9 protein-coding genes are annotated in these 12632 nt (G+C 49.8%); 3 read left to right on the plus strand and 6 right to left on the minus strand.

Annotated features, from left to right (window positions below):
* Nucleotides 1-31: 31 nt before the first annotated feature.
* The 3 genes from cobN to MPET_RS11310 form a co-directional block, all read right to left on the minus strand.
* Complete coding sequence (gene cobN / locus MPET_RS11300; protein WP_013330165.1) at nucleotides 32-3784, minus strand: cobaltochelatase subunit CobN; 3753 nt, start codon at nucleotides 3782-3784, stop codon at nucleotides 32-34.
* A 222-nt stretch (nucleotides 3785-4006) separates the two neighbouring features.
* Nucleotides 4007-4642: a type IV pilin N-terminal domain-containing protein gene (locus tag MPET_RS11305; protein ID WP_013330166.1), complete on the minus strand. Its 636-nt coding sequence runs from the start codon at nucleotides 4640-4642 to the stop codon at nucleotides 4007-4009.
* A complete protein-coding gene (locus MPET_RS11310) occupies nucleotides 4639-5250 on the minus strand; it encodes a type IV pilin N-terminal domain-containing protein (RefSeq protein WP_013330167.1) in 612 nt (203 codons plus the stop codon). Before MPET_RS11310 ends, MPET_RS11305 begins: the two co-directional genes overlap by 4 nt.
* Before the next feature lie 153 nt (nucleotides 5251-5403).
* Between MPET_RS11310 and MPET_RS11315 the strand changes: the two genes are divergently transcribed.
* The 3 genes from MPET_RS11315 to MPET_RS11325 are packed head-to-tail and all read left to right on the plus strand — an operon-like array spanning nucleotide 5404 to nucleotide 8539.
* Nucleotides 5404-6306: an ABC transporter substrate-binding protein gene (locus MPET_RS11315; protein ID WP_013330168.1), complete on the plus strand. Its 903-nt coding sequence runs from the start codon at nucleotides 5404-5406 to the stop codon at nucleotides 6304-6306.
* Nucleotides 6282-7304, plus strand: a complete 1023-nt coding sequence (locus MPET_RS11320; RefSeq protein WP_048130835.1) for a FecCD family ABC transporter permease — start codon at nucleotides 6282-6284, stop codon at nucleotides 7302-7304. Before MPET_RS11315 ends, MPET_RS11320 begins: the two co-directional genes overlap by 25 nt.
* Nucleotides 7304-8539, plus strand: coding sequence for an ABC transporter ATP-binding protein (locus MPET_RS11325; protein ID WP_013330170.1), 1236 nt, complete (start codon nucleotides 7304-7306; stop codon nucleotides 8537-8539). The genes MPET_RS11320 and MPET_RS11325 overlap by 1 nt, the downstream gene beginning before the upstream one ends.
* A gap of 600 nt (nucleotides 8540-9139) precedes the next feature.
* Here the strand turns inward: MPET_RS11325 and MPET_RS11330 are convergent.
* The 3 genes from MPET_RS11330 to MPET_RS11340 form a co-directional block, all read right to left on the minus strand.
* Nucleotides 9140-9940: an energy-coupling factor transporter transmembrane component T family protein gene (locus MPET_RS11330; RefSeq protein ID WP_013330171.1), complete on the minus strand. Its 801-nt coding sequence runs from the start codon at nucleotides 9938-9940 to the stop codon at nucleotides 9140-9142.
* On the minus strand, nucleotides 9940-11982 hold the full coding sequence (locus MPET_RS11335; RefSeq protein ID WP_013330172.1) for an energy-coupling factor transporter ATPase: 2043 nt from the start codon (nucleotides 11980-11982) through the stop codon (nucleotides 9940-9942). The genes MPET_RS11330 and MPET_RS11335 overlap by 1 nt, the downstream gene beginning before the upstream one ends.
* Nucleotides 11983-12093: 111 nt before the next feature.
* Complete coding sequence (locus MPET_RS11340; protein ID WP_013330173.1) at nucleotides 12094-12612, minus strand: hypothetical protein; 519 nt, start codon at nucleotides 12610-12612, stop codon at nucleotides 12094-12096.
* Nucleotides 12613-12632 lie beyond the last annotated feature (20 nt).

Here is a 12632-nt window from a genome sequence, read left to right on the forward strand (position 1 = left end):
TTTTTCCAGATTTCGTTTTATTTGTTCTGTGTTATTCCGACATCTCCTCGATGATCCCTTCGGATTCAAGGTAGATTTCTTTCAGGCGCCGGATCGTCTCCTCACCGGCGTCCCAGAATCCTCTCTCATACGCTTCCAGGAGCCTTCCGGCCATGCTGCGAAGAGCGTGCGGATTATTCTCCTCTATCCATTCGCGTGTCTCGTCGTCGAAGAGAAAATGCTCGGCAAGCTCCTCGTACTCCCAGTCGTCAACCGCATCCGAGGTCGCATCCCAGCCTAAGGTGTACTCTACATTCGAGACAAGCTCCTGCACCCCGCGGTAGCCATGCGGCTTCAGGCCCTCAAGCCATTTCGGGTTTAAGATCCTGCTCCTGAAGAGATATCTGATCTCCTCGTCGACGGACTTCGTCTTAACCCTCGCAGGGTCGGACGCGTCGCCGATAACCGAAAGCGGATCTTTTCCGCCGTAGACCTTTGCACATGCGTTCATTCCGCCGAGGTACATGTAATCATCATCGTGATCAAGGATGTCGAGTTCGCGTGAAACATGGTTCTTCACGGTTACGTCGACACTTCCGAACCTCTCCCTGAAAAGCTCAACAAAACGTTCGCCTTTAAGATTGCGGCCGTATGCATGTGCGCCCCAGTTTGTATAAACGTCGGCGAGATCCTTTCTTTCAGTCCATGCTGATGCCGACACGACCTCGGATATTCCTGCTCCGTAATTTCCGGGAGGGCAGCCGAATATTCTGACCAGCGACTGCCTCCGGGCCTCTTCGGGTGAGAGCCCCTTCTCGATCTTATCGAGGAGATCGCGCCTCAGGTGGGCCGAAAGATAGTTGATGTCGTCAGATTCGTCGAGTGTCGCGATCATTCCTACCCCATCATCGATCATGTGCATGAGCGTGGGGAAGACATCCCTGAAGAGGCCGCTGATCCTGAGAGTGACATCGATCCTCGGCCTCCCGAGCTCCTTCGACGGAATGATCTCAAGGCCCGTGACCGCTCCCCCTCGTTCGGACCAGACAGGACGAAGGCCCATAAGCCACAGGAGATATGCGATATCGTCCCCGCCACTCTTCATTGAATCCGATGCGAACACCACGATCCCGACATTTTCCGGGTAACAGCCGTTCTCGTCGATGTATCTCGCGATCATCTGGTCAGCAAGCACCTGCCCGGTTTTCCAGGCGGAAGGTGTAGGAATTGTCGCGGGATCGATCGAGTAGAAGTTTTTGCCGGTAGGGAGTATGTGTGCATTCCCTCTTGTCGGTGCTCCGGACGGTCCGGGCGGAACATAGCCCCCGTCCAGACCCCTTAAAAGATTTTTAGTCTCGTCGGTCGTTTTCAGGAGGTCCGGAACGATCCCGTTGCAGATGTATTGTACCGTCTTTTTTATTTCCTCGTTTTCAGCAGGGTAGAACGAATCGACGATGCCGTCGCACGACTGCAAATCGAATTCTTTCCCGGCGAGCGACACGATTAGATCGCGGGCTTCGCTGTCGATCTCTTCTAACAGTTCTCCTCTGCACCGTCCGCTCTTCTCGTCTAAGACTGAAGGATCTTCAGCAAGGTCTTGTATGTCATAGCCCCTATGCCCGGCAACTGCTTTTCTCAACGAAATATTCCTGCCGTTGTCGAGCCTTGTCAGTGCATAGATCATCTCGTTCAGCCTTTCGCCTGAAGGGGGGCGGCCGAATATATGAAGCCCGTCTTTTATCAGGGCGTCCTTGACCTCGCAGGTATAGTCATACAGCCGTTCGGCATTCGCCCTGAGTTCATCTTTCCCGATCTCATCTTCAAAGCCGAGGTCGGTGTAGAATTTCTTCCCGTTGACTACTCCGAGAATTTCTTCGAGCAGATCTTCCGCTTTGGCAGTCTCCTTCGCGCTCTTCGCCCTGAAATATTCCTGCAGCATGCTCCCGAGATCTTCGACCTCGCCGTAGCCGTCCGCACGCATCATCGCAGGTATAAGGTGGGAGAGGATCGCCGCAATACTCCTCCTCTTCGCCTGCGTTCCCTCGCCGGGATTGTCGATGATGTACGGGTAGAAATGCGGGATGTCATCGAGCACTAGATCCGGATAACAGTTTTCAGAAAGGCCCGTGCTCTTTCCCGGCAGCCATTCGAGAGTGCCGTGGGTTCCTATGTGCACTACGGCGTGGGCCCCGAAATCGTGTTTCAGCCACCTGTAGTATGCAAGGTAATGATGGGGCATCACCAGGTCTGTCGAATGATACATCGTTTCGATCTGCTCGAAGAAACCTCTCGGCGGCTGGATACCGATGAAGATATTTCCGTTCATGACGCCGGGGATCAGGATCGAGTTCCTGCCGGTCACGAAGATCTCCCCCGGCGGCTGGCCCCAGTCGCGGCAGATCTCTCCTGCGGATTTTTCCGGCACCTTGGAGAACCATTCAGAGTACCTGTCACCCGGGACTGCGCCGGCCGCCCTCTTCTCCATCTCTTCGGCCGGAATCCAGTTCCTGTCGTTGTTGAGACCTTTAAGCAGTTCTTCGACTACTTCATTTCCGTTTCCGGGAATACGGTCGACATGATAGCCTGCTTCTTTCAGTTTCTTCAGGATCTCTATTATGCTTTCAGGGGAGTCCAGGCCGAAAGCACCGCCGATTCCGTCGCTGTCACCCGTGTACTGGTAGAGCAGCAGAGCAACCCTCCTTTCGGCGGGAGGAGTCCGGCGTAGAATCGCAAATTTTTCTGCAATGGATACGATCTTCTCAACGCGGTTTTTGACTGGGACATCGATCCTCCTGCCGTCTATATCCCCCTTGCACGAAAGCGGGACTCCTATAAGCTGACCGTCGAATTCGGGCCAGACCAGTGACGAAGAGATCTCCAGCGGCAGGAGTCCGTCGATATCCTCCGTCCATTCGTTGAATGTCTTGTTCGTCGACATGACCTGGAGGAGCGGGACATCGAAGTCATCGAAGAAGTTGTATGGCAGTTCCTCTTTAGTCCCGTCATTCGGATCGGAGAGGGATATCTGTGAAAATCCCTGGTTGATGATGAGAACATCGACTAATGGTCTTCCGTTTTCTGTCAGGTATTCTTCAACAACCCTCCGCACACCCATTGCGCCGGTCACGGGATTCGGAACGGTTCCGAAGAAAACCGCCAGGGCTGAAAGACCACGGTCTTCGATCTCCCTTACCAGTGCATCGACGGATTTCAGGTTTGAAGAATGGTATGCTCCCTGGTATATGCTGATCCCGATCACAGGTTTAGCAGGATTTATTCTTTTCAGGTGGGAATCGCGATCGATAACTCCGGGCATATCAGGATGATAAAATCCTTCTGTCGCCGGGTGGGCAAGCGGAGGGATTTCCACGTCTAATCCACCGATCTTTTTGCAGGCCCATAAGACGAGCGACCTGAAATTTTCTTTTCCACCGAGTTCGAGGCAGGCATAGAGATGATTGTAATCCTCTTCAGGGAAAGAGAAAAGATCCCGGGTTTCTTCCATCTCCTCGGGGAGCGAGCTCTCTATGAAGGCATCCGTACCCCTGGTCCTGATAAATTCGAGGAGCCTTTCGAATTTTTTGAAATGTGTCATGCTCCCGTGAATTGTTATGAATACGAAAGAGCAATCCCTGAGCTCTTCGACGAGCTCTGCGAACTTCCTCTCTTCAGTATCCAGAGATTCGGAATCGGCCTGGACTATGGTCACGTGGATTCCGGTTTCTTTCAGTTCACCGGATATCTCATCGAGCCATGGGTTCTTTCCCGTTCCCGATCCTACGTGAGCGATTTTGAAAAGTTTCACTATATTAATTTCTATTAAATTAATTAAAAAAAAGTTGTTCGCTATACAACAAAAATATACCCTGTAATATTAAAAGACTGTTTAAAATATCCAGAATCAATCTGATTTAAATCTTATTTATCAAATGAATCTGTTAACAACGCAAACCAGCATTATTTTTTGAGATAAATTCACAAGAACTGTGTTTATACAAAAAAGGTTATTTTAAAGAATTGAACCGGCTTATTGAGTAAGGAATAGTTCACCGCTTGTAATAACACGCTCGCTTGCCTTATCAATAACCTTGTACTCGATTTTGCTGTTCATATATGCTCCAAAGCCACCGGAAGCACCGACAGGCTTCCATGAGATTTTTGCGTCATAATAGCCATAGCCGTATTCAGTCAAATCCTGTGCAACCAAACTGCTATCAGCGTAAAGCATGAATTTGTCGCCCGGTGCAATAGCAACATCATTTGTAGATGTATTTCCTATTTTTTGGAAATAGCCTTCATTATATGTAATTCCCTCGGGCAGGCATACTCCCGAACCGCTACTCCAGTTTACCTTATCAGAAGTTGTTAAAGTATACTTCGTATCCTCAGACTGGAGCTGGATCTTAATATCATTTAATGAAAATGTATCCCCACCGGTGTTCTCAAACATAAGGCCGTTTTCATACTCAGTAGGATCAGAAGAGTTCAGGGAAAATCCGGCGATTTGGGAATTTACCGAAAGCGTCGTCTGGGGCGTCTTTTCCTGATTGCCAGCAAGACCTCCGGCAAAAGCACTTACGACCGATGCGATAATAATCGTCACGACCAGCATCAGCATGACACCAACAACTGGCGAAACCGCCTCGTTCCGATTTTGTTTCATATTACAACAACCTCCTTATCAAAAATATACTGCCCACTGGGAACATGCAGAATTTTCACATCAACTACACTACCACTTCCAAAGTCTGGATCAGCAATGCCATGTGGACTGGCAGTATCATTAATTGCTAAGAGGTCAGCCGTACCTGCAGTACTTCCTGTGCTGAGTACATCGCCGGTCGACCACGTGAAATTACCAAAGTCCTTCAGAGGATTATCCCCGGAATAACCTAAACGCATATCATTGATGAAGGGTACTCTTGTGAGAGTTCCATAACCATAAAGGTCTGAAGCGACACTCGTCGCTGTCTGCCTGTTTTTATAGATCTGTCCACTATTATTTTCATAATAAGTAATTATGGCAATATCTTTGGTCAAAATGGAATCTCCGCTTAAAGAAGTAAAGGTTATTACATCATTTGTGCCGCCCATTCCATCACTTGCACCTGTAGTTATCTCCACATCAATCGATGCCTGTGGTGCAACCTGCGTATTGCCTGCAAGTCCGCCGGCAAAACCCGACACAACGGCCGCAATTATAATGGTCACGACCAGCATCAGCATAACGCCGACTACCGGCGAAACCGCATCTTCGCTATATTTAATCATTTTTTCATCTCTCCGTCTCTAATCAACAAAACAAGTTAAATTGAGCTAACTCAAAATAACCATTCTCAAAAGTGAGGTTTGACTGGATATATAACTTTTCAAATTATGTTTATCTAAAAAAATTTAACTTGTTTATAGGCCAATATTTCTGTAATGTCCAGATGGTTTCTCCGAACAACTCTTCTGTTATTCGTATTTATCGGGATCCTGCTTTCCTGTTCCGGGTGTACGGATAATATAACTACAGATAACACAGGCAGCAATACTTCGGCAACAACATCGACAAGGGTAATATCCCTCGCACCCAGCGAGACCGAGATATTCTACGCGATAAACACCCCGGATTCAGGCATCTCGCTTGTAGGGAGAACGGATTACGACGATTACCCGCCTGAAGCTCTCTCCGTTCCGTCTGTAGGCGGTCCGCAGACACTCAGCATCGAATCGATCGTATCAAAGGATCCCGACCTGATTATCGGAACGACACTTGCGGACAAAACGGTCGTTGACAGTCTGAAAAGTCTCGGTTACGATGTGGAAATCTATGATCTCGAAACAATAGACGATGTATACTCCAATATCGAATCACTCGGGGAGATCCTGGGGCTTGAGGAGAGTGCCGGGGCACTCGTAGACAATATGACATCCCGCCAGACGGCAATCGAAGATGCCCCCAAGGAGACGCCCGCGCCAAAGACCTGGTATGTGGTTGCGGTCGAACCGCTCTATGCCGCGGGCAACAACACCCTGCAGGGTGAGATGATAGAGGAAGCTGGTGGAGTGAATGTCTTTGCCGACATGGACGGATATTTCGTAGCCTCATATGAGGCAGTGATCGAAAGGGCGCCTGAGGTCATCATAGTTCCTTCAGGCCACGGAAGCACCACGGTTAATTTCACACAGCAGATCCTCTCGATCCCCGAATTCAGGGATCTTCCGGCAGTAAAGAACGGCAGGGTCTACACAGTAGACGACAACACGGTCTCAAGACCCGGACCAAGGATAATCGACGGACTGGAGCAGTTCTATCAATGTATAAACGCAGAAATACTGTGATGATCTCGGCAGGATTGTTCCTGCTCACGATTATCATAATGCTCTTCTCCGTCGGTATCGGCGAATCCAATATCAGTGCGGAGACTGTAATCGCGATTCTCACCGAACCGCTGACTCACCAGACGGCATTCTGGTCGTCAGGCGATGCAACGATTATCTGGGAAATTCGCCTGCCAAGGGTGATACTCGGTGCACTCGTCGGCCTTTGTCTTGCAATAAGCGGTGCGGCACTCCAGAGCCTCTTCAGGAACCCGATGGCAGATCCGTACATCCTTGGAATTTCAAACGGTGCTGCGCTCGGGGCGACTATCGTCTTCGTGTACGGAGCCGCATGGGCCCTGAGCCTCTATACACTGCCGCTGCTTTCGTTCGTATTCGGAATTATCACTATATTTCTTGTATACTATGTAGGAAAAGTAGGAAACCGGGTTCCGGTGAACACACTCCTCCTGTCGGGTATCGCAATATCGGCCTTTTTGTCGGCAATAAATTCATTCATGATGTTTACGGGCGGACAGAACCTCCAGCAGATCATGTTCTGGATGATGGGCGGACTTTCAGGGAGGGGATGGAATTATATCTGGATAATAATACCATTCGCAATAATCGGTTCCCTCGCGATGATAACAATGGCAAGGAGCATGAATGCCATCATGTTCGGGGAAGAATCGGCACAGTACCTCGGGATCGATGTTGAAAAGATGAAGAAGATCCTCCTTGTCCTGACCGCATTTGTCACAAGTGCGGCGGTCGCGGTAAGCGGCGTCATCGGATTCGTCGGCCTCATCGTCCCGCACATAGTAAGGCTCATTGTCGGACCTGACCACAGGATACTGATCCCCGTATCGATATTTACCGGAGCAATATTCCTTGTTATTGCAGACGACTTTGCAAGAATCGTGATATCGCCCGCAGAACTCCCGCTCGGAGTGCTGACCGCACTTTGCGGTGCACCGTTCTTCCTCTATCTCCTCAGGTCGAAGCGGGGTGAACTCTGATGCCGATAAGCATTGAAGGGATTAAGTTCGGTTACACCGAATCGAGAGAAGTCCTGAAGGATATGAACTTCACCTGCCGCGACAACAGGATCACCGGCATTATCGGACCGAACGGGTGCGGCAAGACGACGGTCCTGAAGGTCATCGCAGGATTCCTTCAGCCTTCGGCGGGATGCATCAGGTACAATGACACGGTCATCGGAGAAGTGCCCCCGGTAGAACTGGCAAAGATGCGAGCCGTGGTCGAGCAGAAGATTTATACGCCATTTTCTTTTCCGGTATACGATTACGTTATGCTCGGGAGAAGCCCTTACCAGAAGAATTTTCAGCCGGATTCAAACGAAGATCACAGGATTGTAACCGATTCGCTCAGGGACGCGAGCGTAATCCAGTTCCAGGACCGAAAGATCAACGAACTCTCGGGTGGAGAACTCCAGCGGGTAATGATCGCAAGAGCGCTTGCACAGGAGCCGGAGTTTCTTATGCTCGACGAACCGACCTCGCATCTCGACATCAGGCATCAGCTTGAACTTATGAAGCTTCTCTCCAGACTGACAAAAGAAAAATCGGTCGTGTGCATCATTCACGAAATAAACCAGGCGTCGTCCTACTGCGATGATATCGTGATAACAAAGGACGGATACGTTCTGAAGGAAGGATCTTCAGATGATGTCCTCTCGGCAGAGACTCTCGAGGATGTATTCGGTGTTCTTGCAATGCAGTATCCCGGACCCGACGGCAAAAAGAAACAGTTCGCCTTCTCCCTTCCGCCCGAAAAGAAAACCGAAAAGAAAAGAAGAATTCATGTCATAAGCGGAGAAGGAATGGGAAGGCAGATTATCATGTCCCTTCATTCAGCCGGGATTGATGTTTCCGCGGGAATACTCAACCAGGGAGACCAGGACTACGAATCTGCAAAATCAATAGGAATTGAGACAATCTCCGCCCCTCCGTTCACCGGATATTCGGACAAGGAGACAACAGACCTCAAGAAAGCCTGCGATCTTGCCGACACGATTATAATCGTAGCTGTAAATGTCGGCAAAGGAAACCTGCCGAATCTTGAGATTGCCGCCGAATACCTCGACAAGAAAGAGGTCATATTCGTAAACCCTAACAGGAACCTGAAGAAGAAGGATCTAACCGAGGGAAGGGCGACAGAACTTTACAATCTTATACGGTCCAAAGCAAAATGCGTTGAGAATACCGATGAAGTTTTGGAAGAGCTGCTTTAATTAGGAATTCTCTTTTTTTTAGAAGGGCATAAGTCCCTCGCGGGGCAGCCCCATGCTCAGTTCGCTTCGCAAGCTACGCGAACTTTCGCAATGATGATACCCCGGCCTTCGGTCAGGAGGAAGAACATATTCTGGAAAAAATCATGACTTAAAATCATCCTAAATTTCGAAAAAATGAGATCAACTCTTAGAGCCGGAGGGATGCTTGCCCATCCCGACGGCGACCTATCGCCGTGAGGGGGAGGGTCAAAGGGAGGGGGAAACTTCCCCCTCCCTTCTACAAATATATTTTTAAGGGCATAAGCCCCTGACGGGGCAGCCCGAGCGCAAGATTGCTCCGCAACTTGCGCAATTGTGATAACCCGGCCTGGACGCTACCCGTTCGGGTAGCCTCGGACGGGTGGAGAATAATCAGAAATAGAAAAGCAATAGTTAAGATCGTTTAGATCTCCAAATAAACAAAATTTATTTTCTGGAGCAAACGGGGATGCTTGTCCATCCCGACGGCGACCTATCGCCATGAGGGGGAGTGGCTAGGGGAGGGGAAACTTCCCCCTCCCTTTCAATGACGAAAATATCTACCTATACAAAATAAAAAACTCAAATCAGCCCGATGTTCATGGCATAATAAAAAACAAACAAAACGACACACACGACAATCCCTCCGATCATGAGATAATCGGCCGCTCCCGGGGGATTCTCCATCACGTGCGTTCTCTTCATCGTCCGAAGGCCCCTGAGATCGATCGTCAGGCCCAGGACGTTAGCCTTCCCCAGTGCATTTGAGACGAGCGGGATCATAACAGGAGCCATGGAATTGATCTTTCCTTTCACTCCTTTCCCGGGATTGTACGCCCTCGCAAGCTGTGCCTCCTGAATTCTCTTCCCTTCCAGCTGGAGGCTTGGAATGAAACGTATCGCTATTAAGAGCATCAGTGTATAGTCCACAGGGAGCCTCATCGTTTGTAAGGCGTGAACCAGTTCTCTCGGCTGTGTCGAAATGATCACAATCTGGAATGCAAACAACATCACGAAGAAGCGAAGCGAGAGGATCATCGCAAAGGTCAGGGCTCCGCTCGTTATCGGCACAACGCCACCGATCAACGGGATGAATGACGGTATAAGATATCCGACCGTGTCTCCCGCCTGCATAGTGATAATCGTCAGGAGGAAAAGGCCCAGCGATAGGAATATCAGCATCGGAACCTGCCTTAAGAGCTCCATGTGCATCTTTCCGGCGATCGACAGAAGGAAGATCACGGCAACGATCCCGAGAAGGACAATCGGATCTGTTGAAATTATTGCCGCGATTATGACGAACACAAGGAAGATGACCTTCGTTAATGCGTTCATCCGGTGAAATACTCCGTTCATCCTCTTATACTGCAAAATCTCCGACATTATTCGTTCACCTCCCTGAAAGTATCCGAAACGATCTTCCCGTCTGCCATCTTTATGATTCTCGCCGCATGGTTCCTGACGATATCCAAATCATGGCTCACCATGATTATCGTATGTCCGGCTCCTGAAAGACCCTCAAGGATATTCATGATCCTCTCCGACTCAACCGGATCGAGGCCGGTCGTAGGTTCGTCGAGAAGAATCACTTTCGGTTTCATGGCAACGACACAGGCGATCGCAAGCCTCTGCCTCTCCCCGCGGCTCATCGATCTTGGGAACGCCCCTTTCTGCTCAGAAAGCCCTACCTCGTCAATGACCTCGTCGATGTATCCTTCCTGATAATCCATCGAGATGTTCTTCAGGCCGAACTCGATCTCCCTCTCGATCGTATCCTCGAAGAGCATCGTATCGGGATTCTGGAAAACAAGCCCGACATGGCGGGAGAGTTCGATCACACCCGAACCCGATGAATCGATCCCCGAGATCATAACAGTCCCCGATGTCGGCTTCAGGAGACCATTAAGATGCTTCGAAAGGGTAGTCTTACCAGAACCGTTCTCTCCGATTATTGCAATAAACTCCCCGGGGTAGAAATCTACGGAAATTCCGTCAAGTGCCCTGAATCCACCGTAGTCATGGACAAGGTCACGGATCGACACGACCGGTTCGCCGCTGCCATTTCTGTTCTTCCCGTCCAGGCTGTACCCGAATGTTACGGTCTTCTCCGCTTCCTCCTTCTCTCTCTCGCTGAAGAACTCCGAAGGCGAGATCTCGTTCACCAATCTTCCGTTATCTATGAAGATCACCCTGTCGGCGATCGCCGAGAGTGCTTTGGGCTTCTGTTCGACGACTATGATGGTCTTTCCCTCATTCTTCAGCCTCGTAAGAACGGCAATAATTTGTTCGGTTGCAACCGTATCCAGTTCAGCGGTAGCCTCGTCAAGGATTAGACAGTCGTTTCCCGATGCAAGCGTCGATGCAAGGGCCACCCTCTGCTTCTGGCCGCCCGACAGGGTATGCGGCGACCTGTAGCGGAGGTGCTCGATATTGGTCAGCTTCATTATATCTTCGAGCCGTTTTACTACATCTTCCGCCTCAAGACCCCTGTTCTCAAGCCCCGAGAGAACTTCCTCCTCCACAGTCGTAAAGATCAACTGGGCATCGGCATCGTCGAAGACTACTCCGACATGTTTCCCGATATCACCCATATCGGCATAAGAGGAGACATCTCTCCCGAATATCGAGATAGTCCCTTCTTCCCTGCCTTCGTATTCATGATGAAGGATGCCTGCCGCTGCAAGACAGAGCGTCGTCTTTCCCGCACCTGTCGTCCCGTTGATTAGCACGCACTCTCCCCTGTTTATTTTGAGATTTATGTCAGAGAGCGCGGGCCTTTTGCCTGCCGGATAGTTATACGTATAATCTTTGAACTCAACCGCCACGGGAGATATTATCCCTTCTCCGGAAGGTGAGATCCCTTCTGCCTTTGCAGGAGCAGGCTCCGCCTCACCCTTTATCCCCCTCATAAGTATCCTCGATGACGGGAAGTAGAGCACCTGTGTTATTACCGAATTAAAGACCGCGGTCGCGATGACTATAGGAGAGAGTGTAACGACGAATGCCCCTATCGTATTATACTGTCCTGCCAGCGGAATAATGCCTGCTACAATCACTACGATGCTCACCAGCAGGAACGTAAAACCGCTTGCAAGAGTGGCCACAAGCGTTGAAATCCCCGGGGAAAGGGGGAGCCTCTTCCTTGTTACCGAATAGACGCCGAGACACACCAGGGCTCCGACCGGTTCGCTTATGAGATTTCCCGGCGGAAAGATCGAGTGGCTGATCAGGGCGGAGACGATTCCCGCAACGATACCAATGCCGAGCGCGTCCCTCGCCCTGGGAGCAATCAGGATAATCGCAAGACAGTAAAGTGCAATAATCGGGTTTGCGACGATCGCACCGGGAATAATATTTGAAAAATATCTCAGAATCGCACCAATCGCCAGAAGAATACCCACGATCGCAATGTCTTTTGATTTCATCTCATTTTTCCTCCGGACATATTATCAGAATTACCTGTTAATTATTTTGTCCCTCAATGTATAAACGTGTCCATCGAGGCGTATTTTTATCCAAAAGAGTACCCGGTGAAATTACCGGGAGAGAATTCTTTTTGCAGGGAAGTACAGGACCTGCGTAACGATACAGTTGAAAACCGCCGTGATGATCACGATTGGTGCAACAGCCGCGAAGAATCCCATAACTGTTCCTGTGGGAATTGAGATTATCAAGGCAAGCATCACAAGCATGCAGACGAGAATGAACGAAAAACCGCTCACGCATGTTGCAACAAATGTCGTAATCGCCGGTGCGACTGCAATCTTGTTCTCGAGCATTGAGTAAAGGAGCATACATACAATGGCGCCCAGCGACTCACTGACAAGATTCGCCGGCGGAAAGATCGAGTGGCTGATCATCATCGAAACGATCGCAGCGACGATTCCTATCCCGAAAGCCTCTTTTACGGTAGGATGAATCAGTATGATCGCAAGACAATACAGTGCGATTACCGGGTTTCCCACGATTGCACCGGGGAACATGTTCGCGATAAATCTCAGGATCGCCCCTATGGCGAGGAGAATTCCTACTACTGCGATATCCCGGGATTTCATCTCAGAATCCCCCCGCAGAT

The sequence above is a fragment of the Methanolacinia petrolearia DSM 11571 genome, from assembly GCF_000147875.1.
In the GTDB taxonomy this organism is placed as follows: Archaea; Halobacteriota; Methanomicrobia; order Methanomicrobiales; family Methanomicrobiaceae; genus Methanolacinia; species Methanolacinia petrolearia.

Bases quoted from the DNA above. Each gene is read 5' to 3' on its own strand.
- MPET_RS11335 (WP_013330172.1), bottom strand. From the start codon at position 11,982: ATGAAATCAAAAGACATTGCGATCGTGGGTATTCTTCTGGCGATTGGT.
- MPET_RS11325 (WP_013330170.1), top strand. From the start codon at position 7,304: ATGCCGATAAGCATTGAAGGGATTAAGTTCGGTTACACCGAATCGAGA.
- MPET_RS11310 (WP_013330167.1), bottom strand. From the start codon at position 5,250: ATGATTAAATATAGCGAAGATGCGGTTTCGCCGGTAGTCGGCGTTATG.
- MPET_RS11340 (WP_013330173.1), bottom strand. From the start codon at position 12,612: ATGAAATCCCGGGATATCGCAGTAGTAGGAATTCTCCTCGCCATAGGG.
- MPET_RS11305 (WP_013330166.1), bottom strand. From the start codon at position 4,642: ATGAAACAAAATCGGAACGAGGCGGTTTCGCCAGTTGTTGGTGTCATG.
- MPET_RS11320 (WP_048130835.1), top strand. From the start codon at position 6,282: ATGTATAAACGCAGAAATACTGTGATGATCTCGGCAGGATTGTTCCTG.
- MPET_RS11330 (WP_013330171.1), bottom strand. From the start codon at position 9,940: ATGTCGGAGATTTTGCAGTATAAGAGGATGAACGGAGTATTTCACCGG.
- MPET_RS11315 (WP_013330168.1), top strand. From the start codon at position 5,404: ATGTCCAGATGGTTTCTCCGAACAACTCTTCTGTTATTCGTATTTATC.